Origin of the sequence: Pseudomonas sp. LG1E9 (genome assembly GCF_003290225.1) — a bacterium.
Lineage (GTDB): Bacteria > Pseudomonadota > Gammaproteobacteria > Pseudomonadales > Pseudomonadaceae > Aquipseudomonas > Aquipseudomonas cyclaminis.
In genome coordinates this window covers 2,639,088-2,663,885 of sequence record NZ_CP029983.1, presented here as the reverse complement: position 1 = coordinate 2,663,885, position 24,798 = coordinate 2,639,088, and the positions used below count along the sequence as shown (strand labels likewise).

Below are 24,798 nucleotides of genomic sequence, written 5' to 3'. Positions count from 1 at the left end.
TCCGATAGGCAAAAACGGCGCCCAGCTTAATCCCCCCGCAGCCGTTATCAAGGGACATACACACAATTAGTGTTCACCAATGCGTGGCAAAGTGTATCGTCTGGCTACTATTACCCCGATTCCGACGTTTATTTCCGACTTTTCGTGCCGAAGGCTGGCACTTCGGAGATAGCACGGTGGTCATAGCCTGCGAACTTCATTCAGCACGTTTCCTCTTAGGGATTTAGTCATGCTCCGTTCCTTGCGCTGTGCCGCCCTGTTGGGCAGCCTTTTTTTGAGTGCGTCAGCACTGGCGGTCGACATTGACCAAGCCAGCTATGGCTACCCTTTGACCAACCCGTTCGAAGCGACCATCGCCACCACCCCGCCTGACCTTCGGCCGACATTGCCCAGCGATGACGAGATCAATCAGTCCGACTACACCCTGAACATGCGCCCCGAACGCGAGTTCAGCCTGCCGGACAACTTCTGGGCGGTGAAGAAACTCACCTACCGCATCGCCAAGCAGGACCGCGCCGCGCCGCTGATCTTCCTGATCGCGGGCACCGGCGCGCGGTTCGATAGCAGCATCAACGAATACCTGAAAAAACTTTATTACCAGGCCGGCTACCACGTGGTGCAACTGTCGTCGCCCACCAGCTTTGACTTCATCAGTGCCGCCTCCCGCTTCGCCACTCCGGGGATCACCCAGGAAGACGCCGAAGACATGTACCGCGTGATGCAGGCCGTACGTGCACAGAACGCTTCGCTGCCGGTGACTGATTTCTACCTCTCCGGCTACAGCCTTGGTGCCCTGGATGCGGCATTTGTGGCCAAGCTGGACGAGACCCGCCGCAGCTTCAACTTCAAGAAAGTGTTGCTGCTCAACCCGCCGGTCAACCTCTACACCTCGATTACCAACCTCGACAAGCTGGTACAGACCGAGGTCAAGGGCATCAACAACACCACCACCTTCTATGAACTGGTGCTGAACAAGCTGACCCGCTACTTCCAGCAAAAGGGCTATATCGACCTCAACGACGCCCTGCTCTACGACTTCCAGCAATCCAAGCAGCACCTGACCAACGAACAGATGGCCATGCTGATCGGCACCTCGTTCCGCTTTTCGGCGGCCGACATTGCCTTTACCTCGGACCTGATCAACCGTCGCGGCCTGATCATCCCACCGAAGTACCCGATCACCGAAGGCACCAGCCTTACGCCGTTCCTCAAGCGTGCGCTGCAATGCGATTTCGACTGCTACCTCACCGAACAAGTGATCCCGATGTGGCGCGCCCGTTCCGACGGCGGCAGCCTGTTGCAACTGGTTGACCAGGTCAGCCTGTACGCCCTCAAGGATTACCTGCACGCCAGCCCGAAAATCGCCGTCATGCACAACGCCGACGATGTGATCCTCGGCCCCGGCGACCTGGGTTTCCTGCGTAAAACCTTCGGCGATCGCTTGACCGTCTACCCACTGGGCGGCCACTGCGGCAACCTCAATTACCGCGTCAACGCCGACGCCATGCTGGAGTTCTTCCGTGGCTAAATACTTTCTGCTGCTCGCCGCCCTGATGTGTGCGGGCGTAGCCAATGCCGACAACAGCAAGGCTAACGCGCCGATCGTGGTGGATTCCGACGGTTTCAAAGAGCCGTTGAGCAAACTCAAATTCAACCCGGGCCTGGACCAGCGCGAATTCGAACGCTCATCTGTCAACGCGCTCAACGTGTATGACCCGCTCGAATCGTGGAACCGGCGCGTGTACCACTTCAACTACCGCTTCGACCAATGGGTGTTCCTGCCCGTGGTCGACGGCTACAAGTACGTGACCCCGAGTTTCCTGCGCACCGGCGTAAGCAACTTCTTCAACAACCTGGGCGACGTGCCCAATCTGTTGAACAGCCTGCTGCAGCTCAAAGGCCACCGTTCCCTGGAAACCACCGGGCGCCTGCTGCTCAACACCACCGTCGGCATCGCGGGCCTGTGGGACCCGGCTACCGCCATGGGCCTGCCGCGCCAGAGCGAAGACTTCGGCCAGACCCTGGGCTTCTACGGTGTTCCTGGCGGGGCCTATCTGGTGCTGCCGGTCTTCGGCCCATCGAACCTGCGCGATACCGGCGGCTTGCTGGTGGACTACACCGCAGAATCCCAGATCAACTTCCTCAACGTTTCCGAAGTCAGCTCCAACCACCCGGAAGTCTGGGCCCTGCGCGCGGTGGACAAGCGCTACCAGACCAGCTTCCGTTATGGTCAGATGAACTCGCCGTTTGAGTATGAGAAGGTGCGCTATATCTACACGGAATCGCGCAAGTTGCAGATTGCCGAGTAAATAGCACCGACAAAAAAGGCCATTCGAATGAATGGCCTTTTTTATGTCTGCGATTTAAGCCCTGATTGCTTTCCAGGCCTTGCCGACCACACTGACCAGCGCCAACACCACCGCCCCCGCCATAATCCCCGCCACCGCATTGAGCAACGTCGGCATCAACCACGCTACGGCACCCGCGCCCTGGCTCACCGATTCTATCCAGTGATGCACCACCGGCACGCCGTGGGTGAGGATGCCGCCACCGACCATGAACATCGCCGCCGTGCCGATCACCGACAGGCTTTTCATCATGTACGGCGCTGCACTCAGGATCGCGCCGCCGATGCTGCGCGCCACCTGCCCGGGCTTCTGGGTGAGCCACAGGCCCAGGTCGTCCAGCTTGACGATACCGGCCACCAGCCCGTAAACGCCCACGGTCATGACAATGGCGATGCCCGACAGCACGATGACCTGCTGGGTCAACTGCGCGTCGGCGACGATGCCCAGGGTGATGGCGATGATTTCCGCGGAGAGGATGAAGTCGGTGCGGATCGCGCCTTTGATCTTGTCCTTCTCGAACGCCACCAGATCGGTCGCCGGGTCCGCGACGGCGTCGGCCAATTGCGCGTGTTGGGCCTGGTCTTCGGCTTTGCTGTGGAGGAATTTGTGGGCGAGTTTCTCGAAGCCTTCGAAACACAGGTAGGCGCCGCCGAGCATCAACAGCGGCGTCACCGCCCAGGGCGCAAAAGCGCTGATCAGGAGTGCGGTGGGCACCAGGATCAGCTTATTGACGAACGAGCCCTTGGCCACCGCCCACACCACGGGAATTTCCCGCTCGGCACGCACGCCGGAGACCTGTTGGGCGTTGAGCGCCAGGTCGTCGCCCAGCACGCCGGAGGTCTTCTTCGCGGCCACTTTTGTCATCAAGGCAACGTCATCGAGTACCGCGGCGATGTCGTCGATCAACACCAACAAGCTGCTTCCTGCCATGAATCGGACTTCCTTAAAGGGGGATGGCGCGAGCATAACGCGGCGCAGGGCTTTACGGGCACATTGTTGAGGCACGCGGATGGCCGGTGCTACCATGCGCAACCGCCGGTATTGGCAAGGAAACTCCTGGTTTATGAGCAGCATTCGCGAGCGCAACAAAGAAAAAATCCTGCGGGCGGCGAGCGAGGAGTTTGCCGACAAGGGCTTCGCCGCGACCAAAACCAGCGATATTGCCGCCAAGGCCGGGCTGCCCAAGCCCAACGTCTATTACTACTTCAAGTCCAAGGACAACCTCTACCGCGAGGTGCTCGAGAGCATTATCGAGCCGATCCTGGCGGCTTCCACGCCGTTCAATCCGGACGGCGAGCCTTCGGTGGTGCTGAGCAACTACATCCGCTCGAAAATCCGCATCTCCCGCGACCTGCCGTTTGCCTCCAAGGTGTTCGCCAGCGAAATCATGCACGGCGCGCCGCACCTGAGCGCCGAGCAGGTCGAACAGCTCAATGCCCAGGCCAAGCACAATATCCAATGCATCCAGAGCTGGGTGGACCGGGGCTTGATCGCGGCCATCGACCCCAATCACTTGATGTTCAGCATCTGGGCGGCGACCCAGACGTACGCGGACTTTGACTGGCAGATCTCGGCGGTGACCGGCAAGGCCAAGCTGGATGAAGCGGATTATGAAGCGGCGGCGCAGACGATTATTCGGTTGGTGCTCAAGGGCTGTGAGCCGGACTGATACACCGAGGAGCCTGTGCCAATCGGGGGCAAGCCCCCTCCCACAATTTATGTGGGAGGGGGCTTGCCCCCGATGAGGCCTTTTCAGTCAGCAGAGAATCAAGCTGACACCCCCGCATCCGCCAACAACCCCACCCCCTCAATCGCCGTAATCGCACACTGCTCGTCAATATCCGACGTATCCCCGCTGATCCCGATCGCCCCCAGCACCACACCGTCCTGATCCCGTATCAACACGCCACCCGGTGCCGGCACCACGCTGCCCTGCCCCAGGCTGTTCAACGCTGCGATAAACGCCGGTCGTTGCTGCGCATCCAGCGCCAGCAAGCGTGAGCCCTTGCCCAGGGCAATCGCGCCCCAGGCTTTGCCGATGGCGATTTGCGGGCGCAGCAGGCTGGCGCCGTCTTCGCGCTGCAGGGCGATCAAGTGGCCACCGCTGTCGAGTACCGCGATGGTCAACGGTGCCGCAGCAATGGTGCGGCCTGCGGCAAGGGCCTGGCCGGCCAGTTGGGTGGCGAGTTTCAAGGTTAAAGCGCTCATGGTGCCGTCCTTCTTTTGTTATTGGGAAAGCGGTTTGGATCTGTTTGATCAGATGCACGATCAAACAAATAGAACACAATGACATTTGTTTTTGTATACAATATTTTCGCACAAAGTCTCCATACGTCGAAAAAGTCCGCTGAAAATGCCTTCCGACGAACGCCAAGGCCCAGGGAGAAAATCCATTGACCTCTGACGCTCGCCATGAATACACTTTGACCAGACACCACTTGTATACAATTACAAAACGCAAGAGGCACCAAAACATGAGCAAAATGAGAGCAATCGAAGCCGCCGTCCTCGTCATGCGCCGTGAAGGCGTGGACACCGCCTTCGGCATCCCAGGCGCGGCGATCAACCCGCTGTACTCAGCCTTGCAGAAGGTGGGTGGCATCGATCACGTCCTTGCTCGCCACGTTGAAGGCGCCTCGCACATGGCCGAGGGTTACACCCGCACCAAGGCCGGCAATATCGGCGTGTGCATCGGCACTTCGGGCCCGGCGGGCACCGACATGGTCACCGGCCTTTACAGTGCCTCGGCCGACTCGATCCCGATCCTGTGCATCACAGGCCAAGCCCCGCGCGCACGGATGCACAAGGAAGACTTCCAGGCCGTGGACATCACCAGCATCGTCAAGCCGGTGACCAAGTGGGCAACCACCGTTCTGGAACCCGGCCAGGTGCCCTACGCGTTCCAGAAAGCCTTTTATGAAATGCGCTCCGGTCGCCCAGGCCCAGTGTTGATCGACCTGCCGTTCGACGTGCAGATGGCCGAGATCGAATTCGACATCGACGCCTACCAGCCGCTGCCCCTGGCCAAGCCATTGGCGACACGCATCCAGGTCGAAAAAGCCCTGGCCCTGCTTGACGCCGCCGAACGCCCGCTGCTGGTCAGCGGCGGTGGTGTGATCAACGCCGATGCCAGCGAACTGCTGGTGGAATTCGCTGAACTCACCGGTATCCCGGTGATCCCTACCCTGATGGGCTGGGGCACCATCGCCGACGATCACCCGTTGATGGTGGGCATGGTTGGCCTGCAAACCTCCCACCGTTATGGCAACGCGACGATGCTCAAGTCGGACGTGGTGCTGGGCATCGGCAACCGTTGGGCCAACCGCCACACGGGTTCGGTGGAGGTCTACACCGAAGGCCGCAAGTTCATCCACGTGGACATCGAGCCGACCCAGATCGGCCGCGTGTTCACGCCGGACCTGGGCATCGTTTCCGACGCTGGTGCGGCACTGACGATGTTTATCGAAGTGGCCCGCGAGTGGAAAGCCGCCGGCAAGCTCAAGGACCGCAGCGCCTGGCTGCATGACTGCCAGCAGCGCAAAGCCACCCTGCACCGCAAGACTCACTTCGACAACGTGCCGGTCAAGCCACAGCGCGTGTACGAAGAGATGAACCAGGTGTTCGGCAAAGACACTTGCTACGTCAGCACCATCGGCCTGTCGCAGATTGCCGGTGCGCAGTTCCTGCATGTGTACAAACCACGCCACTGGATCAACTGCGGCCAGGCCGGCCCGCTGGGCTGGACCATTCCGGCTGCACTGGGCGTGGTGAAGGCCGACCCGAGCCGCAAGGTGGTGGCGTTGTCCGGCGACTATGACTTCCAGTTCATGATCGAAGAACTGGCCGTGGGCGCGCAGTTCAAGCTGCCGTACATCCACGTGGTGGTGAACAATTCCTACCTGGGTTTGATCCGTCAGGCACAGCGTGGGTTTGAAATGGACTACTGCGTGCAGTTGTCTTTCGACAACCTCAACGCCCCGGAACTCAATGGCTATGGCGTCGACCACGTGGCCGTCGCCGAAGGCCTGGGTTGCAAGGCCCTGCGCGTATTTGAGCCAGGCCAGATCCAGCCCGCGCTGCGCAAGGCCCAGCAGATGATCGAAGAATTCAAGGTGCCGGTAATCGTCGAGATCATTCTGGAGCGCGTGACCAATATTTCCATGGGCACCGAGATCAACACCGTCAACGAATTCGAAGACCTGGCCCTGGTCGGCAACGATGCGCCGACTGCCATTTCCCTGCTCGATTAAGGAGAACCCTATGCCGCGTTTTGCCGCCAACCTGTCCATGCTGTTTACCGAACAGGACTTTCTTGCCCGTTTCAAAGCGGCCGCCGAAGCCGGTTTCGAAGGAGTGGAATACCTGTTCCCGTATGAATTCAGCTCGGCTGAGATCAAGGCACACCTGGACGCCAACGGCCTGACCCAGGTGCTGTTCAACCTGCCGGCCGGTGACTGGGCCAAGGGCGAACGCGGCCTGGCGTGCCACCCGGACCGGGTCGAGGAGTTCCGCGCCGGGGTCAAGCTGGCCATCGCCTACGCCCAGGTGCTGGGCAATACCCAGATCAACTGCCTGGCAGGGATTCGTCCGGCCGGCGTGGATGATGAAACCCTGGAAAAGACCTTCGTCGCCAACCTCAAGTACGCCGCCGACAAGCTGCAGGCAGCGGGCATCAAGCTGGTGATGGAGATGATCAACACCCGCGACATCCCCGGCTTCTACCTGAACAACACGGCGCAGGCCCTGTCGATTCGCGAGCAGGTGGGCAGTGCCAACCTGTTCCTGCAATACGACATCTACCACATGCAAATCATGGAAGGCGACCTGGCCCGGACCATGACCACGCACCTGGATGCGATCAACCACATCCAACTGGCGGATAACCCTGGGCGCAATGAGCCGGGCACGGGCGAGATCAACTATCGCTTCCTGTTCGAGCATTTGGACCGCATCGGTTACCAGGGTTGGGTCGGCTGTGAGTACAAGCCGTTGACCACCACCGAAGCGGGTTTGGGTTGGCTCAAAACTCACAACGCGATCTAACAAACACCACCGAGTCAATGTGGGAGGGGGCTTGCCCCCGATAGCGGTGGGTCTGTCAGTCCTGTTTTATCTGACGCACCGTCATCGGGGGCAAGCTCCCTCCCACATAGGACCTGCTGTGTAATAACAAGAGGATTTCATCATGGCTAAAATCGGATTTATCGGCACCGGCATCATGGGCCAACCCATGGCCGCAAACCTGCAGAAAGCCGGTCACCAACTGTTCCTTTCCGAACACCACGGCAAGGCACCGGCTGAACTGATCAGCGCCGGCGCCGTGGCCCTGGCCAACCCGCAGCAAGTCGCCCAGGAAGCCGAGTTCATCATCGTGATGGTGCCCGACACCCCACAGGTCGAAGACGTGCTGTTCCGCGCCGACGGCGTGGCGGCTGGCCTCTCGCCGAACAAGGTGGTGATCGACATGAGTTCGATCTCGCCCACCGCCACCAAGGCATTCGCGGCGAAGATCAACGAGACCGGCGCGCAGTACCTCGACGCTCCGGTGTCCGGCGGTGAAGTCGGCGCCAAGGCGGGCACCCTGAGCATCATGGTCGGCGGCGAGTCGCAGACCTTCGAACGCGCCCTGCCGCTGTTCCAGAGCATGGGCAAGAACATCACGCTGGTCGGCGGCAATGGCGATGGCCAGACCGCCAAAGTGGCCAACCAGATCATCGTTGCGCTGAACATCCAGGCGGTGGCCGAAGCGCTGCTGTTCGCCTCGAAAAACGGCGCCGACCCGGCCAAGGTGCGTGAAGCGCTGATGGGCGGGTTTGCCTCCTCGAAGATCCTGGAAGTGCACGGCGAACGCATGATCAAGGGCACCTTCGATCCGGGTTTCCGCATCAACCTGCATCAGAAAGACCTGAACCTGGCCCTGGCCGGTGCCAAGGAGCTGGGGATCAACCTGCCGAACACCGCCGGCACCCAGCAGGTGTTCAGCACATGCACCGCGATTGGCGGCGGGAATTGGGACCACTCGGCGCTGATCAAGGGCCTGGAGCACATGGCGAATTTCTCGATTCGCGACAAGTAACTCCCCACAGATCTCACTCTGAAATGCAGTCAATGTGGAAGGGGGCCTGCCCCCTCCCACATTTGTTCCCATTCCAAGTCTGAAATTGCTGCATCTCTAAAAACAAGAATCCCCCCGGGAGCCCGCTTATGTCGGTCGATCCGCAACACCTGCTTCGCGAGCTATTTGCCACAGCCATCGACGCCGCCCATCCCCGGCTAGTCCTTGAACCTTATCTGCCCGCCGACCGCAGCGGCCGTGTGATCGTGATCGGCGCCGGCAAGGCCGCGGCGGCCATGGCGCTGGTCGTCGAAAACTGTTGGCAGGGCGAAGTCAGCGGCCTGGTGGTCACCCGCTACGGCCATGGCGCACCGTGCCAGAAAATCGAAGTGGTCGAAGCCGCTCACCCGGTGCCCGACGCCGCCGGCCTGGCCGTGGCCGAGCGCGTGCTGGCATTGATCAGCAACCTCGGCGAAGACGACCGTGTGATCTTCCTGCTTTCCGGCGGCGGCTCTGCCTTGCTGGCCCTGCCCGCCGAAGGCATCACCCTGGCCGACAAACAAACCATCAACAAGGCCCTGCTCAAGTCCGGCGCGACCATTGGCGAGATGAACTGCGTGCGCAAGCACCTCTCGGCGATCAAGGGCGGTCGGTTGGCCAAGGCCGCGTGGCCGGCGACGGTGTACACCTACGCCATCTCCGATGTGCCGGGCGACCAGGCCACGGTAATTGCCTCCGGCCCGACCGTCGGCGACCCGAGCACCTCGCAACAAGCCCTGGCGATCCTCAAGCGTTACGGGATCGACGCCCCAGCGTCCGTGCGCAGTTGGCTGCAAAACCCGGCCTCCGAAACCGTCAAGCCCGGCGACCCGATCCTCGCCCGCAGCCACTTCCAATTGATCGCCCGCCCCCAGCAATCCCTGGAAGCCGTGGCCGTGAAAGTACGCCAGGCTGGCTTCAGCCCGCTGATCCTCGGCGACCTGGAAGGCGAAGCGCGGGACGTGGCCAAAGTGCACGCGGGCATTGCCCGCCAGATCGTGCAGCACGGCCAGCCGTTGGCGGCGCCCTGCGTGATCCTGTCCGGCGGTGAAACCACCGTCACCGTGCGCGGCAATGGCCGTGGCGGGCGTAACGCGGAGTTCCTGCTGAGCCTGACCGACAGCCTCAAAGGCCTGCCCGGCGTGTATGCCCTGGCGGGCGACACCGACGGCATCGACGGCTCGGAAGACAACGCCGGCGCAATCATGACGCCGTGCAGTTACCGCCGCGCCGAAGCCCTGGGCCTGAGTGCCAGTGATGAGTTGGATAACAACAACGGCTACGGCTATTTCGCGGCGCTCGACGACTTGATCGTCACCGAGCCGACGCGCACCAACGTCAACGACTTCCGCGCCATTCTGATTCTTGAGACTGCCAAACATGACGCCTGACAAAAAAGTCAAAATCCTCGCCACCCTGGGCCCGGCCACCGACGGGATCGATGACATCCGTGAGCTGGTGGAGGCCGGGGTGAATATCTTCCGCCTCAACTTCAGCCACGGTGAGCACGCCGATCACGCCCAGCGCTACCAGTGGATTCGCCAGGTGGAGCGCCAGCTCAACTACCCGTTGGGCATCCTGATGGACCTGCAAGGGCCGAAGCTGCGGGTCGGGCGGTTTGCCGAGGGCAAGGTGCAACTGGTGCGCGGCCAGGCACTGCGCCTGGACTTGGACGAGACTCCGGGCGACCAACGCCGGGTCAACCTGCCCCACCCGGAAATCATCGCAGCCCTGGAACCGGGCATGGACTTGCTGCTGGACGACGGCAAGCTGCGCCTGCGGGTGATCACCAAGCATGCTGATGCCATCGACACCACCGTGCTCAATGGCGGTGAGTTGTCCGATCGCAAAGGTGTGAACGTGCCCCAAGCGTTGCTGGAGCTGAGCCCACTGACCGCCAAGGACCGGCGTGACCTGAGCTTCGGCCTGGAACTGGGCGTGGACTGGGTGGCGCTGTCGTTCGTGCAACGCCCGGAAGATATCCGCGAAGCCCGTGAGCTGATCGGCGACAAGGCCTTTCTGATGGCCAAGATCGAGAAGCCCTCCGCCGTGCAGCGGCTGCGCGAAATCGCCGAGCTGAGCGACGCCATCATGGTGGCCCGGGGCGACCTGGGTGTGGAAGTGCCCGCCGAAAGCGTGCCGCAGATCCAGAAGGACATCATCAGCACCTGCCGCCAACTGGGTAAACCGGTGGTGGTGGCCACGCAGATGCTTGAATCCATGCGCTTCTCACCGGCGCCGACCCGTGCCGAAGTCACCGACGTGGCCAACGCCGTGGCCGAAGGCGCGGATGCGGTGATGCTGTCAGCCGAAACTGCATCGGGCGAGTACCCGCTGGAAGCCGTGCAGATGATGAGCAAGATCATCCGCCAAGTGGAAAACGGCCCGGATTACCAGGCGCAGTTGGACGTCAGCCGGCCCAAAGCCGATGCCACCGTGTCGGACGCCATCAGCTGCGCGATCCGTCGTATCAGCAGCATCCTGCCGGTGGCGGTGCTGGTGAACTACAGCGAATCCGGCAGCTCCAGCCTGCGCGCGGCGCGGGAACGGCCAGTGGCGCCGATCCTCAACCTCACGCCGAACCTGTCCACGGCGCGACGGCTGAGCGTGGCGTGGGGCGTGCACTCGGTGGTCAACGATCGGCTGCGCCAGGTGGATGAGGTGTGTTCTACGGCGCTGGAGATTGCCCAGGCTCAGGGCATGGCGCAGCGTGGGGATACCTTGGTGATAACGGCGGGGGTGCCGTTTGGGCAGCCGGGGTCGACCAACTCGCTGCGTATCGAGATGTTGATCTAGCGCTTATGAAGGCCCCATCGGGGGCAAGCCCCCTCCCACATTGGACTGCATTCACACTTGTCGCTATGTGAACCCAATAAAGTGTGGGAGGGGGCTTGCCCCCGATGGGGACAACCCGGTCTCACTGAATACCCACCATGCACAACCAGACCTGCCCCGACTGGGCCGAAGCCCTGCTCAACGGCTTCAGCCAGATCTTCCTCCAACGCCAACCGCTGTGCGGCCTGCTGTGCCTGCTGGCCATCCTGATCGGCGCTCCGGCCTTGCTCGGCGGTGCGCTGCTGGGTGGCGTAGCCGGTTTGCTCACGGCCCAGCGCCGGGGTTATCCCAAGGCTGAACGCCAAGCCGGTTTGTATAGCTATAACGGCGTATTGCTGGGCCTGTTGATCAGCCAGCATTTCGCCTGGTCGGCCCTGTTGCCGCCGCTGATCCTGGCGTGTGGCGGCTTGAGTGCGATCCTCACGCGGCAATGGCTCAAGCGCGCGACGCAACCGGATGACTTGCCCGCCTACACCGCGCCGTTTGTGCTTCTGGGTTGGATGCTGCTGGGCACTGCGGCGCCAAATACTTTCGCCCTGGGCGAGCCCGATGCGCTGGCATTGCTCAGCGCCCCCTTCACTGGCCTGGCGCAAATCATGCTGCTGGACCAGCCCCTGGCCGGCGTGCTGATTGCCCTTGGCCTGTGGCTGGCCAACCGCCGCGCAGCCCTCTGGGCCTTGATCGGCGCCAGCGCCGGCGTGCTGATCGGCGTGCTGCTGGATGACAGCACCGGCGCCCTCCTCGGCCTGCACAGCTACAACCCAGCCCTCGCGGCCCTGGCCCTGAGCCCATTGCATCGCCAACCCTGGCTGCCGCTGCTCGGCATCCTACTGGCCAGCCTGCTCACGCCGGGCTTTGCCGCCCTGCACCTGCCCGCGCTCACTGCGCCGTTTATCCTCGCCTGCTGGCTGGTGCGCGCCGGTTGCCGCAGGCTTCAGAAACCGCGCATGGACAGCCCCTTCGAATCCCCCTAGGCTTGCTCGATCTTCGATTCGGGCGGGATTTATGGACAGCAACAACGACTGGCGCCAGCGGCTCTACGTCATGATTTTCCAGAGTGACACCCTGGCCGGGCGGCGCTTTGACGGCATCCTGCTGCTGATCATCCTCGCCAGCCTGGTGATCGTGATGCTCGACAGCATCGACCAGGTGCATCAGAACTACGCCGATATGCTGGCGTATATCGAGTGGGGCTTCACCGTCATCTTCCTGATCGAGTACGGCTTGCGCCTGTATTGCTCGCCCAAGCCCTTGCGCTATGCCTTCAGCTTTTACGGGCTGGTGGATCTGCTCGCCATTGTGCCCGGCATCCTGGCGCTGTATTACAGCGACGCGCAGTACCTGCTGATCATCCGCATCATCCGCATGTTGCGGATCTTCCGGGTGCTCAAGCTCAGCCCGTACCTCAAGCAGGCCAACTACCTGATGGCGGCGCTGCGCGGCAGCAAGCAGAAGATCGTGGTGTTCCTGGTGAGCGTATGCACGCTGGTGACGGTGTTCGGCACCTTGATGTACGTGATCGAAGGCCCGGAACACGGGTTTACCAGCATTCCCAAGGGTATCTATTGGGCCATCGTGACGCTGACCACCGTGGGCTTTGGCGATATCGTGCCGAAGACGCCACTGGGCCAGGTGATTTCGTCACTGGTGATGATCACCGGTTACTCGATCATCGCCGTGCCCACCGGGATTTTCACCGCCGAGCTGGCCAGTGCCATGCGCGGTGAACAGCTGCAAACCGACTGCCCGGTGTGCAAGAAAAACAGCCACGAGCCCAACGCCGCGTTCTGTTCGCGTTGCGGCAGTAATCTTTTCAAGAAAGTGGAATAAGCAAAGTTCTTTTTAATCTTTAAGCGACTATGGCGCCCCGGCTATAGTCGCTGGCAAATGGCCTTACCCCTTCTTTCGAACAACAAGGAATGAGCAGTGAAAAAACTCGTTAGCGCCTCTCTCCTGGCCGCCGGCCTTGCCCTGGCGGGCGCCGTGCATGCCGCACCGGTCACACTGCTCAACGTCTCCTACGACGTCATGCGCGATTTCTACAAGGACTACAACGCCGCCTTCCAGAAACATTGGGACGCCGAGCACCCGAACGACAAATTGACCCTGCAAATGTCCTTCGGCGGTTCCAGCAAACAAGCCCGCTCGGTGATCGACGGCCTGCCGGCTGACGTGATCACCATGAACATGGCCACCGACATCAATGCCCTCGCCGACAACGGCAAACTGGTGCCGGACAACTGGGTCACGCGCCTGCCGAACAACAGCGCGCCGTTCACTTCCGCCACCGTGTTCATCGTGCGCAAAGGCAACCCCAAGGCCCTGAAAGATTGGCCGGATCTGCTCAAGGACGGCGTGCAAGTGATCGTGCCCAACCCGAAGACCTCGGGTAATGGCCGCTACACCTACCTGTCGGCCTGGGGTTATGTGCTCAAGAACGGCGGCGATGAAGAGAAAGCCAAGACCTTCGTCGGCAAGCTATTCAAGCAAGCGCCAGTGCTCGATACCGGTGGCCGCGCCGCCACCACCACGTTCATGACCAACCAGATTGGCGACGTGCTGGTGACCTTCGAGAACGAAGCCGAAATGATCGCCCGTGAATTTGGCCGTGATCAGTTCGAAGTCATCTACCCAAGCGTCTCCGCCGAAGCCGAGCCGCCAGTGTCGGTGGTTGACAAAGTGGTCGACAAGAAAGGCACCCGCGTGGCCGCCGAAGACTACTTGAAGTACCTGTGGTCGCCTGAAGGCCAGGAAATTGCTGCCAACAACTACCTACGTCCACGTGATCCGAAAGTGCTGGCCAAGTACACCGACCGCTTCCCGAAAGTCGACTTCCTGTCGGTGGAGAAGACCTTTGGCGACTGGCGCACGGTGCAGAAGACTCACTTCAATGATGGTGGGGTTTTTGACCAGATCTACTCCGGTCAGTAACTGAACAATGTGGGAGGGCCGGTGCGACGATTCGACTTGCCCCCTCCCACATTTGTTTCTAGATGTATCATCAGCCAGCATAAGTGATATCACCCCAAGCGCCCTACCCGCGCTGACGCCTTGCCTTTATTCTCGCTCGCCATCTTCCTTCGCTTTTATGAGACAACCATGAATGCCACCCCCCACGCTGCAAGCACCATGACCCGCGGGATGGTGATGCTGTTTGCGTTCTGCTGTGGCGCCATCGTCGCCAACATTTACTACGCACAACCGATCATCGAACTGATCGCCCCGGACATCGGCCTTACGCCAGCCATGGCCAGCCTGATCGTGTCGCTGACGCAGATCGGTTATGCCTTGGGGCTGTTCTTCCTGGTGCCGTTGGGCGACCTGCTGGAAAACCGCAAGCTGATGATCCTCACCACCGTGGTGGCCATCGCCAGCCTGCTGGGCGCAGCGTTCACCGAACAGCCGAACCTGTTCCTGCTGGTGTCGCTGCTGATCGGTTTCAGTTCGGTGTCGGTGCAGATCCTGATCCCGCTGGCCGCGCACCTGGCGCCCGCTGAGTCCCGTGGCCGCGTGGTCGGCAGCATCATGGGCGGTTTGCTGCTGGGTATCCTGCTGGCACGGCCGGTGTCCAGCGTCGTGGCGGACCACTTCGGCTGGCGTGCGATGTTCATGGCCGCGGCAGGGTTGATGGCGTTTATCAGCGTGGTGTTGATGCTCACGATCCCCAAGCGCCAACCCGATCACAGCGCCAGTTACGGCCAATTGCTGGGCTCGCTGGGCACTTTGTTGCGGCGCCAGCCGGTGCTGCGCCAACGCGCGTTTTATCAAGGCTGCATGTTCGCCGCCTTCAGTCTGTTCTGGACCGCCGTGCCCCTGGAACTCGCACGTAATCATGGCCTGAGCCAGAGCGAAATCGCGCTGTTCGCCCTGGTCGGCGCACTGGGCGCCGTCGCAGCGCCCATCGCCGGGCGCCTGGCGGATGCCGGTCACACTCACCGCGCTTCGTTGCTGGCGATGCTGCTCGCGGTGTTGAGCTTCCTGCCTGCGTTTGTGCATCCGCTGTACAGCGTGATCGGCCTGGCGGTAACCGGTGTGGTCCTGGACTTCTGCGTGCAGATGAACATGGTCCTCGGCCAACGCGCCGTCTACGCCCTCGACGCCCATAGCCGCAGCCGTTTGAACGCGCTGTACATGACCAGCATCTTCATCGGCGGCGCTTTCGGCTCGGCGATTGCCAGCAGCGTCTATGAGCACGGCGGTTGGCTGGGGGTGATTCTGGTGGGGAGTGCATTCCCGCTGGTGGCGTTATTGCGTTTCGTCAGTGCCTCGCGCCAGACGTCGGTGGCCACCGCCTGAGGGGACGGCACACCGGGCGCCGATCAAGAACGCACTAGTTTTTCCAATGCGGCATCCGCCAGAAATGACGAGCGACTTTTGACTTTGTGCTCCCGCACGTAACGGTCGATGCGTTGAATGACATAACCGGGCAAGGTCACATTGACCTTCTCGGTCTTGCCCAGGTAGGGCGAGATGTCCAACTCCAGCATCCCCCAGCCCATCCCCGCGTAGTCCTCATGGGCTTGATGGGTCGCGACTGACGTTGGCATCGGAATCGTCCCACCCTCCGCGGCGATCTCCTGCAGCCGGATGTGCGCCACTTCCACGGCAGCGTTGTAAGCCTCTTCAAAACTGTCCCCGGCGGTGACAGCGCCTGGGATATCGGGGATCTGAATACCGGTGGCGGTAAAGTCATCGCCCCATTCGATACAGATTGGGTATTGCATGAATGCTCTCCTTAAAACTGAAACAACCCGGCGCGTTTTCTGATAAAAGCAACCCTAGAGTTATATTCACTCAAGCACAGAATGCGTCAGCCCGACTGACGGGTGTTTTACCGAATGTTGAGCGAGGGCCAGTAACCGAATGAGCCGGCGCCGGAACAGCGTCAGGCGCAGACCGAACGCCCAAGGTCCAGGCAGCACAGCAAGCGGTCGACGGTATGCTCCAGGGGGCCGGAGTTATCCAGCACGAATAACCCCGAACTATTGCCGGCGATCAGCGCTTGGGTAAACCGCGCATTGCGCGCCAGGCGTTCCTCGATATCCGCCAGGGATTCACGGCCCCGCGCGATCAAGCGCTGGCGCAGCTCGGCTTGATCCACGGTCAACAGCAGCACCAGCAACTGCGGATAACGTGCGCGAGCCTGCGCCAAGTGGGCACGCGAGCCGTTGACCAGCACATCCTCCCCCGACGCGAGCCAGGCGTCGATATCCTTGGGAATGCCGTAGGACAACCCATTGGCGTGCCAACTGAGGGCAAACGCGCCTTCGGCGTCCAGCGCGGCAAACTGCTCCGGGCTCACGCCCTGGGCCGCTTCGCCCACCGCTTCGGCCGAACGGGTGATGACCCTTCGCACAATGCGGCAGCCACGCTCGGTCAGGCGCGCACGGGCGGCATCCAGCAGGCTGTCTTTGCCTGAGCCCGATGGTCCGATGAGATAGATCAACCTGCCCGCCATCAAAACACCTTCTTTGCCTGTTGCCAGATTTGTTGCAGTACCGGCTAGGCCGGATGGTAGCCACTGGAAAGTATATCCACTAATCCTTCCCATCAACGTGCCGCTTTCACCGGCTGCAAAGGTGAGAAACCGGACTTGGCCTACAGCAGCCGCAATGGCAGGTACTCATACTGCCGGCCGAGCGGCACGCAGCGGGGCTGCCCCGCCGGGTTTCCATCCCCCGGACGCCCCGTCTGCGTGCAGCTCGCCCTCTTGTATATCCGTAAAGCTCCCGCGTCACAGGCACAGTGTTCGCCCTTAGCATCAGGGCAAGCACCACTTCCACATTTGTTCGGTTGTGTTTGGAATAACGGATTTCAATTCAAAAAAAGGCGACCCCCACAGACTGTGTGAAAACCTAGCAATCTGCCGGCCGGTTAAACAAAATGCCTGTATCGCAAGATACGGGCATTTTGCTTATGCGCTATATCCAAGGTGATGGGCGCCCATCAGTCGATGGCATTGATGGGCTGAAAGGCCCTTTTTTCGTGCCGCCTGTTAGAAAAACCAATGCCCCGACAAGTCGGGGCATTGGTTTTTGACCTTGGCAGGCTGTGTTTTCACACAGTCTGCAACGCCTCCGGTATTCCTTTGAGGCCATCCGTGACGGCGATCAGAACATCTTCAACGCCACGAGTCTTGAGGTCGTTGAACACCTTCATCCACGCTCGACCAGGCGTGGGCGCGCGGCGTCCAGCAGGCTGTCCTTGCCCGAACCCGATGGCCCGATGAGATAGATCAACCTGCCCGCCATTCAAAACACCCTCTTCGCTTGTCTTCAGACCTGTAACGGCGCCTCGGTGTCAGTTCCCCACGCGTCGAGCGTCGTAGACGCTGGAAAGTATTTCCAGCCAAAAGACCCTTGCAGGCCGGCGCCGGCCACATTACCCGAGTGTGACCCACCGCGCACCACGCGCGGCACCTGCACCCAGGCTTTCCGGGCTTGTTCGAGTAAATATGTGAATTTGTAACAACGATACAACATGAAACAAATGCTCGATGGTCGCCCCTTCTCACAATCTATAAAAAGCTCAGCACGTTCCTACATGGGAATGTTTTTCATCCTACAGCTGACAGTTTAAACAAGGATCTAGAACATGGAGTTCGACGTAATTGTAGTAGGCGCAGGCGCCATTGGCGGTTCTATCGCGTATGAACTGAGTGCACGGGGCTTGAAGGTTTGCCGGGTCGGTGAGACCGCCCGCACCAACGCTGCATCCAAGGCAGCCGGTGCCATGAATGGCTGTTTTGGCGAAGTCACCAGCGGCCTGTTGGCCAGCGAGCATGGCCGCCTCAAACTCAATATGGATCGTCAGGCACAAGACCTCTGGCCCGCCTGGGCCGAACGCCTGGCCGCCGACTCCGGCATCAGCACCCCGCTGTTCAGTGCCAGCGGCACTCATGTGTTGCTCAACAGTGCCGGCATGGACGAAGTCGATACGGTCAACTACGAAGCCATCGAGCACACACTGCAAGCCTATGGGGAACAGTACGAAACCATTGATCCAAGAGCCATGGAATGGCTGGCACCGGATCATCTGGTACGTCCGCTGCGCGGGCTGTTTATCCCCAATGAACACGCCGTTGATTCGCACTTGCTACTGCAAAAGCTCGACGCCGCGCTGCTCGCCAACCATGGCACCTTGATCAATGAGAACGCCCGCCGGGTGATCGCCGAAGGCGCAATCGCCACAGGGGTGGAGCTGCTCAGCGGTGAGGTGCTGTGGGGGAAAAAGGTGGTAGTGGCTGCCGGTGTTCAGTCTCTGGACCTGCTCAGCGAGTTCGACACGCTCGTCAACAAAATCCCACCGTTGTTCAGCGGATATGGCGTGTCCATTCTGGTCAAGCTGCCTGAGGGCATGGCGTTACCCCAATCGGTGATCCGCACCCCCAATCGCGCGTTTGCCTGTGGCCTGCATTGCGTGCCACGTGGTGACGGCGTGCTGTACCTGGGCGCGACCAATATCCTGTCCGAGCGCCCCAAGCACCGTGCGCTGATTTCGGATGTACAGTTTTTGCTCGATTGCGCCGTCGACCAATTGAACCTTGACCTGCACAGTGCCGAAATTATTTCGATCCAAGTGGGCAACCGTCCCATTCCAGCCGACGGCTTCCCTCTGATCGGCGAATGCGGCATGCAAGGGCTGTGGCTGGCAACCGGGACATACCGTGATGGCCTGCACCAATCGCCGCTGCTGGCAGCCTACATCGCCGACTGTTTGACCAGCGTCAAGAGCACCGGCCTGGACTTGAGCACCTTCAATCCTGTGCGCGCCCCACTGACCGGGCTTGCTCGCGAGCTGACGGTTGGCGAAACCGTCAAGCAGATGTTTGCCACCGGTTATGAATATCGCTGGGACGTAAAACCTTACTGGCTGCCCATTCTCGATAAAGGACTGTCGAGCAATTACCAGCAACTGATCGATGAACTGCACCCCTCGTTCACTCCCCCTCCGGAGCTGGTCGCATTCTCCTACCTCTATGAGTCCATGCGCGTGAAGCTGGCGCAGTACTACAAGGAGTGGTCATGAGTCTGGGCAAACAGGAGCAGGAGGCGATCGCCCTGGCCCGCGTGCAGCTGGAAGCGGCCGGCGTGTGGGACCCGGACAATGACCTGGATAGCCTGGTCGATCGCTTTATCGTGCGTGCCGACAAACAGCGCGCACTGGATGAGTTCAGGCTGGCGGTCAGCGAGCGCTGCAATCGGATTCCGTTGGGGCATATTGTCGGCACGGTCGCGTTCGACGACCTGCCCCTGGTCGTGGGCAGCGGCGTATTTATCCCGCGCCCGCACAGCACGGTGATTCATAAGTGGCTGGACGATGCCCGACTGGCGACGGGAACCTGCGTGCTGGACCTTTGCGCCGGCAGCGGCGCCATTGGCCTGGCCATCGCCCGGCGCCGGCCAGACCTGCGGGTGACCTGCGTGGAGTTTGAAGACGTGGCTGTCCACTACCTCAAACGCAATATCGCCCGGTTGGCCACCCACGACGTGCATGTCAACGCGATGCAGGCGGATATCCGTGAAACCCCTGCATTCGCTGGCTTCAAGCACCAGGTCGGGCTGATTGTCGCCAACCCGCCGTACGTTCCTAGGCAAACGCAGTTACAGCCCGAATGGGGCAGCCATCATCCCTCGGCGGCCGTCTATTCAGGTGCCGATGGCCTGGACCTGACACGGCACATCATCGCCCTGGCGACCACTTTGCTGACACCTGAGGGATGGCTGGTGATCGAACACGGCGAGGATCAAGCATTCGCCGTTCGTGAATTGTTCCAACAGCACCACTTGCTTGACGTCAGCACTGTGATTGACCGTGAGTCATCAGACACCACAGGCACGTCCGTCATGACCGTGGGCCGCTTATCGAACGCTGTTCAAGCATAGGAGTTTTTGAGCCATGGATGCACACACCAAACCAGACTGGATGACCATTCGCCGTGACAACACCACCAGCGCCCTGGAGAGCGCCTATGCGGAGGGCCTCACGGGTCTCACCGTCGCGAGCCGTGAAGGCAAGCGTATCACCCTGGCGCAGGGCGGCACGTTCACCGAGTTCGTTTCCTGTTCTTATCTGGGCCTGGAAACCCATCCTGCACTGATCGACGCGGCGCACCAGGCACTGGGCACCTTTGGCCTGCACCTGTCCTCGTCACGCAGTGCCATGCGCCCGGTCTATTTGCCAGAACTGGAGTCGCTGCTCAGCCGCGTCTATAAAGGCTGCGGTGTCAGCGTGTTCACCTCCACCAGCAGCGTGCACCTTGGCGTACTGCCACTGTTGGGCAGCAATTCGCTCAAGGGCTATCCGATCAAAAAGCGCGCCCACTGGTTGATCGATAAAACCGCTCACGCCTCGATGCAGGTGCTGCGCGGCATTCTGCAGCAGTTTGGTGAAGTGTCCCGTGTCGAGGCCACAGATCCGGAGTCGATGCGCGTGGCCTTGAAACACTGCGCTGATCGCCAGGAAACGCCGATTCTGTTGATCGACGGTATCGGCTCGATGAGCGGCCTGGTGCCCATCGCGCACCTCGCGCGCCAACTGGCGGACGCCGCAGGCTACCTGTATGTGGATGATGCCCACGGCATCTCGATCGCAGGGCGTCATGGTGCTGGCTACGCCCTGGCGGCGGTAGATAACCAGTTGCCGCACAACATGATCCTGGCCGGTTCTTTGTCCAAGGCCTTTGGCGGAGCGGGCGGGTTTGTGGTGGTGAGTGACCCGCGGGACATCCCGTCGATACACACACTGGCCAACCCCCTGGTGTTCGGTCACTCGATCATGGTGCCAATGCTGGCCGCCAACGTGGCGGCCGCGAAGATTCACCTGAGCGACGAGATAGACAGCCTGCAAGACCGCCTGTGGAGCAACGTGCGCCTGTTTGATTCGCTGACCCACAATCGCCTGCTCAACGCCGGGGTTCAATCCCCGGTCAGAGGCGCATTCTTCGAAACCGAAGAAGACGGCCTGCAAGCCTGCCGGATCCTGCGCGACCACGGCATCCTCATGTTCCCGGTGTTCTACCCGATCATCGCCAAGGGAAAAGCCATGCTGCGCTTCGCCTTTTCGGCCAGCCACGGCGATCACGATATCCGGCAACTGGCCCAAGCCTTGAACGAGCTCACCCGTGCAGGCTTATGGAACGCCACTGCGCTACCCGAGGCCACCGCCTGACCCTTCACACACCCGCACTACGTCGTACACATCAAAGGAATGAATATGACACGGCACCAGCAAATTTCACGTGCAACTCCGTCCACCATCCTGCAACCCATGCGGGATCAGTTGGACCGGATCAACACCCACTTGGTCGACCTGCTTGGCGAACGCATGAGCGTGTGCATGGAGATCGCCGAACTCAAGGCGGCCCATGACATCCCCATGATGCAGCCCAAACGTATCGTTCAAGTGATGGATCAGCTCGCAAGCCACGCCTCGAAAGTCGGCTTGAGGCCCGATTACGTTCAGTCGGTGTTCAAGCTGATCATCGAGGAAACCTGCAACCAGGAAGAGCGGTTGATTCAGCAGCGCCTGGGCCAGGGGCAGCGCTCATGAAAATATTGCTGATTGATAATTTTGACTCCTTCACTCAGAACATCGCCCAATACCTGTACGAGGTCACAGGTGTGTGCGTCGATATCGTCACCAACAGCGTGGCGTACGAACACCTGCACATTGAACAATACGATGCCGTAGTGCTTTCACCGGGCCCTGGGCACCCGGGCGAGTACCTGGATTTTGGCGTGTGCGGGCAGGTTATCCTGTGCTCCCCGGTACCCTTGCTCGGCATTTGCCTGGGGCACCAGGGTATCGCCCAATTCCTTGGCGGAACCGTCGGCCACGCGCCCAACCCGGTGCACGGTTACCGCAGTAAAATCCAGCACGCCGGCAGTGGTTTGTTCCGCGACCTGCCAGAGCAGTTTGAAGTGGTGCGCTACCACTCCCTGATGTGTACCCATCTGCCTGAGGAGCTGCGCAGCACGGCGTGGACGGAGGAAGGTGTGGTGATGGCGATCGAGCACCAAAGCCGTCCGATCTGGGGCGTCCAGTTCCATCCTGAGTCCATCGACTCGGAGTATGGGCATGCGCTGCTCAGTAACTTCATCCGTATGGCACTCGAGCACAATGGGCGCCAGCGCGTGCCGACGCGACAGAGCCCGGCCAGTGCTCAATCGGCCAAGGAGCACTACGTCGCGGTAGGCGGTTTGCTCAACCTGCAATTGGCCTATCGAGTCCATTCGGCTGCGTGCGATCCATTGGCGCTGTTCACCACGCTTTATGCCAACGATCAGCATGCTTTCTGGCTCGACAGCGAAAAATCCGAACGGCCCAACGCGCGCTATTCAATCATGGGCAGCGGCCAGGCCCAGGGAGCTATTCGTCTAACCTATGACGTCAACAGCGAAACCCTCACACTCGAAGGCCCCAAAGGCAGCAGGCGTGTGGCGGGTGATTTCTTCACCCTGCTCGGCCAGCTCATCGAATCGGTCAACGTGGCAGTCCCGCAATACCTTCCGTTTGAATTCAAGGGTGGTTTTGTCGGGTACCTGGGGTATGAACTCAAGGCCCTGACCGGCGGGAACAAGGTCTATCGCTCCGGGCAACCGGATGCCGGCTTTATGTTGGCGCCGCATTTCTTCGTCTTCGACCACCATGACCAAAAGGTCTACGAGTGCCTGTTAAGCGCGACGGGCCAGCCCCCGCAGTGGCCGACGTTGCTGACCTCAATGCCCCCACCTCAGAGCGCCACGAACACACGGCGTTTTGTCCCCGGTGCAGTGAATGAACTTGAGCTGTCACTCGAAGACAGCCCCGACAGTTACATCCGTAAGGTCAAGCGGTCGCTGCAATACATCACCGATGGTGAATCCTATGAAATATGCCTGACCAACCGCGCGCGGATGAGCTACGACGGCGCGCCCCTCGCAGCCTATCGGAGAATGCGCGAAGCAAGCCCAGTACCTTATGGGGCCTATCTTTGCTTCGACAGCTTCAACGTGCTGAGCGCATCACCCGAGACCTTTTTGAGAATCGATGAAGGCGGCCTGATCGAATCCCGCCCCATCAAGGGCACCCGTGCACGCAGCAAAGACCCTGAGCAAGATCAGCGCCTGCGAGATGACTTGCACGCCTCGACCAAAGATCGCGCCGAGAACCTGATGATTGTCGATCTGGTACGCCATGATCTGAACCGCGTATGCCGTTCAGGGAGTGTGCATGTGCCGAATATTTTCGCCGTGGAGAGTTTTTCCTCGGTACACCAGCTCGTCTCTACGGTACGTGGACATCTACGCAGCGACATCTCGTCAATGGAGGCCATCAGAGCGTGCTTTCCGGGAGGCTCAATGACCGGTGCGCCGAAAAAGCGCACGATGGAAATCATCGATGGGCTGGAGACCTGTGCACGGGGTGTTTATTCCGGAGCGCTGGGCTGGATCTCCTTCAATGGCAGTGCGGAACTGAGCATCGTCATCCGCACAGCGGTATTGCATAAACAACAGGCTGAGTTCGGCATTGGTGGCGCCATCGTCGCCCACTCCGACCCGAAAGAAGAACTTGAAGAGACGCTGGTCAAGGCCAGCGTGCCGTATTACAGCTTTTGCGCAGGGAGCGACACATGAATACCCAAGCAGTAGTCGTATTAGGAGGCGCTGGCCTCATCGGCTCACTGATCAGCCGTATTCTCAAGCAATACGGATACATCGTGCGCGTCGTGGATCGCCGTCCGCCGGATTCCGACTGTGAGTTTCACGAAATGGACGTGACTCAACCGTTCAATCATTCAGGGGCTGTTTTTCGCGACGCCATCGCCGTGGTGTTCGCTCTGCCTGAAAGCGTCGCGGTCAGCGCGATTGCCTGGGTGACCCGGTGCTTGCCTTCAGACGCGGTAATGATCCCCACCTGCTCGGTGCAGGGCCCCTTTTTCAAAGCACTGAAAGCAGCGGCGCCGCAGCAAAGGTTTGTGGGCGTCAACCCCATGTTTTCGCCCAAGTTGTCCGTCCAGGGGCGCACGGTGGCGGTCTGCGTGGAAGACGTGCAAACCCCGCAATCCTTCATCGAACGGCATTTGATGGAGGCCGGGATGAAGGTCCGTCGAATGACGCCCGCCGCGCATGATGAGCTGATGGCCCTGTGTCAGGCCTTGCCCCATGCAGCCATTCTCGGATTCGGCATGGCCCTGGCCCAATCTTCGGTCGACCTGGACATCGTGGCAGAGGTCATGCCGCCGCCCATGCGTACCATGATGGCGCTGCTGTCGCGCATCCTGGTCAACCCGCCCGAGGTGTATTGGGACATACAACTGGAAAACGACCAGGCGACCGCTCAGCGTGAAGCGCTGGTGCAGGGCCTGGAGCGCCTGCAGGAAAACATCGTGGAGCAGGACTATGAGCGCTTCAGAAGCGACTTACAGAGTGTTTCAAAGGTCTTGGGCAAACGCTTGAATGCAGGCGCCGTGGACTGCCAGCATCTGTTTTCATTGCTGAACTGAACGATGACCTCGCCAGGGAATGGCGAGGTGTTTTT

At 60.6% G+C, this 24,798-nt stretch carries 22 protein-coding genes and 2 pseudogenes; 18 read left to right on the top strand and 6 right to left on the bottom strand.

Annotated elements, in window-relative coordinates:
- The first annotated feature begins 229 nt into the window (after nucleotides 1–229).
- On the top strand, nucleotides 230–1,528 hold the full coding sequence (locus tag DNK50_RS12580; protein ID WP_099586750.1) for a serine/threonine protein kinase: 1,299 nt from the start codon (nucleotides 230–232) through the stop codon (nucleotides 1,526–1,528).
- The gene (locus DNK50_RS12575) at nucleotides 1,521–2,309 is read left to right on the top strand and encodes a VacJ family lipoprotein (protein ID WP_099586751.1); all 789 of its coding nucleotides are present in this window, start codon (nucleotides 1,521–1,523) and stop codon (nucleotides 2,307–2,309) included. The genes DNK50_RS12580 and DNK50_RS12575 overlap by 8 nt, the downstream gene beginning before the upstream one ends.
- 54 nt (nucleotides 2,310–2,363) lie before the next feature.
- On the opposite strand, the gene DNK50_RS12570 is transcribed toward DNK50_RS12575, so the two are convergent.
- Nucleotides 2,364–3,278 (bottom strand): DUF808 domain-containing protein, encoded by a 915-nt coding sequence (locus DNK50_RS12570; protein WP_112194313.1) that lies wholly within the window; start codon nucleotides 3,276–3,278, stop codon nucleotides 2,364–2,366.
- A gap of 133 nt (nucleotides 3,279–3,411) precedes the next feature.
- On the opposite strand from DNK50_RS12570, the gene DNK50_RS12565 reads away from it, so the two are divergent.
- Entirely contained in the window at nucleotides 3,412–4,017 is a 606-nt protein-coding gene (locus DNK50_RS12565) for a TetR/AcrR family transcriptional regulator (RefSeq protein ID WP_099586753.1), read from the top strand.
- Nucleotides 4,018–4,115: 98 nt separating this feature from the next.
- On the opposite strand, the gene DNK50_RS12560 is transcribed toward DNK50_RS12565, so the two are convergent.
- A complete protein-coding gene (locus DNK50_RS12560; RefSeq protein ID WP_112194311.1) occupies nucleotides 4,116–4,556 on the bottom strand; it encodes a heme-binding protein in 441 nt (146 codons plus the stop codon).
- A 266-nt stretch (nucleotides 4,557–4,822) separates the two neighbouring features.
- Here DNK50_RS12560 and gcl point away from each other — a divergent pair, with 266 nt between their 5' ends.
- The 9 genes from gcl to DNK50_RS12515 all read left to right on the top strand — a co-directional run bounded on the left by gcl (nucleotide 4,823) and on the right by DNK50_RS12515 (nucleotide 15,573).
- Entirely contained in the window at nucleotides 4,823–6,598 is a 1,776-nt protein-coding gene (gcl, locus tag DNK50_RS12555) for a glyoxylate carboligase (RefSeq protein WP_112194309.1), read from the top strand.
- 10 nt (nucleotides 6,599–6,608) lie between these two features.
- Entirely contained in the window at nucleotides 6,609–7,391 is a 783-nt protein-coding gene (gene hyi, locus DNK50_RS12550) for a hydroxypyruvate isomerase (RefSeq protein ID WP_112194307.1), read from the top strand.
- A 142-nt stretch (nucleotides 7,392–7,533) separates the two neighbouring features.
- Nucleotides 7,534–8,424, top strand: a complete 891-nt coding sequence (locus tag DNK50_RS12545) for a 2-hydroxy-3-oxopropionate reductase (RefSeq protein WP_112194305.1) — start codon at nucleotides 7,534–7,536, stop codon at nucleotides 8,422–8,424.
- 128 nt (nucleotides 8,425–8,552) lie between these two features.
- Nucleotides 8,553–9,833 carry a glycerate kinase gene (locus DNK50_RS12540; protein WP_112194303.1) on the top strand — a complete coding sequence of 427 codons (1,281 nt, stop codon included), beginning with the start codon at nucleotides 8,553–8,555 and terminating at the stop codon, nucleotides 9,831–9,833.
- Complete coding sequence (pyk, locus tag DNK50_RS12535) at nucleotides 9,823–11,238, top strand: pyruvate kinase (protein WP_099586759.1); 1,416 nt, start codon at nucleotides 9,823–9,825, stop codon at nucleotides 11,236–11,238. Before DNK50_RS12540 ends, pyk begins: the two co-directional genes overlap by 11 nt.
- A 137-nt stretch (nucleotides 11,239–11,375) precedes the next feature.
- Nucleotides 11,376–12,251 carry an urea transporter gene (locus tag DNK50_RS12530; RefSeq protein WP_112194301.1) on the top strand — a complete coding sequence of 292 codons (876 nt, stop codon included), beginning with the start codon at nucleotides 11,376–11,378 and terminating at the stop codon, nucleotides 12,249–12,251.
- Nucleotides 12,252–12,282: 31 nt separating this feature from the next.
- Nucleotides 12,283–13,107 (top strand): ion transporter, encoded by an 825-nt coding sequence (locus tag DNK50_RS12525; protein WP_099586761.1) that lies wholly within the window; start codon nucleotides 12,283–12,285, stop codon nucleotides 13,105–13,107.
- A 96-nt stretch (nucleotides 13,108–13,203) separates the two neighbouring features.
- Complete coding sequence (locus tag DNK50_RS12520; protein ID WP_099586762.1) at nucleotides 13,204–14,208, top strand: sulfate ABC transporter substrate-binding protein; 1,005 nt, start codon at nucleotides 13,204–13,206, stop codon at nucleotides 14,206–14,208.
- Between the two features lie 168 nt (nucleotides 14,209–14,376).
- The gene (locus tag DNK50_RS12515; RefSeq protein WP_099586763.1) at nucleotides 14,377–15,573 is read left to right on the top strand and encodes an MFS transporter; all 1,197 of its coding nucleotides are present in this window, start codon (nucleotides 14,377–14,379) and stop codon (nucleotides 15,571–15,573) included.
- A gap of 23 nt (nucleotides 15,574–15,596) precedes the next feature.
- Here DNK50_RS12515 and DNK50_RS12510 read toward each other — a convergent pair whose 3' ends face one another.
- The 4 genes and pseudogenes from DNK50_RS12510 to DNK50_RS12495 all read right to left on the bottom strand — a co-directional run.
- Entirely contained in the window at nucleotides 15,597–16,001 is a 405-nt protein-coding gene (locus DNK50_RS12510; RefSeq protein WP_112194299.1) for a type II toxin-antitoxin system HicB family antitoxin, read from the bottom strand.
- Between the two features lie 161 nt (nucleotides 16,002–16,162).
- Nucleotides 16,163–16,735 carry a phosphonate metabolism protein/1,5-bisphosphokinase (PRPP-forming) PhnN gene (phnN, locus tag DNK50_RS12505; protein ID WP_112194297.1) on the bottom strand — a complete coding sequence of 191 codons (573 nt, stop codon included), beginning with the start codon at nucleotides 16,733–16,735 and terminating at the stop codon, nucleotides 16,163–16,165.
- 602 nt (nucleotides 16,736–17,337) lie between these two features.
- Nucleotides 17,338–17,439: pseudogene (locus DNK50_RS12500) on the bottom strand (transposase); the annotation flags it as partial.
- Nucleotides 17,436–17,528 (bottom strand): annotated as a pseudogene (locus DNK50_RS12495) (phosphonate metabolism protein/1,5-bisphosphokinase (PRPP-forming) PhnN); the annotation flags it as partial. The pseudogenes DNK50_RS12495 and DNK50_RS12500, both read right to left, overlap by 4 nt.
- A 343-nt stretch (nucleotides 17,529–17,871) precedes the next feature.
- On the opposite strand from DNK50_RS12495, the gene DNK50_RS12490 reads away from it, so the two are divergent.
- From DNK50_RS12490 to DNK50_RS12465, 6 genes are read left to right on the top strand one after another with little or no spacing between them, the layout of a single operon-like run.
- Nucleotides 17,872–19,305: an FAD-binding oxidoreductase gene (locus DNK50_RS12490; protein ID WP_112194295.1), complete on the top strand. Its 1,434-nt coding sequence runs from the start codon at nucleotides 17,872–17,874 to the stop codon at nucleotides 19,303–19,305.
- Complete coding sequence (locus DNK50_RS12485) at nucleotides 19,302–20,162, top strand: HemK/PrmC family methyltransferase (RefSeq protein WP_044273103.1); 861 nt, start codon at nucleotides 19,302–19,304, stop codon at nucleotides 20,160–20,162. The genes DNK50_RS12490 and DNK50_RS12485 overlap by 4 nt, the downstream gene beginning before the upstream one ends.
- 13 nt (nucleotides 20,163–20,175) lie before the next feature.
- Entirely contained in the window at nucleotides 20,176–21,447 is a 1,272-nt protein-coding gene (locus DNK50_RS12480) for an aminotransferase class I/II-fold pyridoxal phosphate-dependent enzyme (protein WP_099586767.1), read from the top strand.
- 45 nt (nucleotides 21,448–21,492) lie between these two features.
- A complete protein-coding gene (locus DNK50_RS12475; RefSeq protein WP_228391213.1) occupies nucleotides 21,493–21,828 on the top strand; it encodes a chorismate mutase in 336 nt (111 codons plus the stop codon).
- Nucleotides 21,825–23,894, top strand: a complete 2,070-nt coding sequence (gene pabB, locus DNK50_RS12470; protein WP_112194293.1) for an aminodeoxychorismate synthase component I — start codon at nucleotides 21,825–21,827, stop codon at nucleotides 23,892–23,894. The genes DNK50_RS12475 and pabB overlap by 4 nt, the downstream gene beginning before the upstream one ends.
- On the top strand, nucleotides 23,891–24,763 hold the full coding sequence (locus tag DNK50_RS12465; RefSeq protein WP_099586770.1) for a prephenate dehydrogenase dimerization domain-containing protein: 873 nt from the start codon (nucleotides 23,891–23,893) through the stop codon (nucleotides 24,761–24,763). The genes pabB and DNK50_RS12465 overlap by 4 nt, the downstream gene beginning before the upstream one ends.
- Nucleotides 24,764–24,798 lie beyond the last annotated feature (35 nt).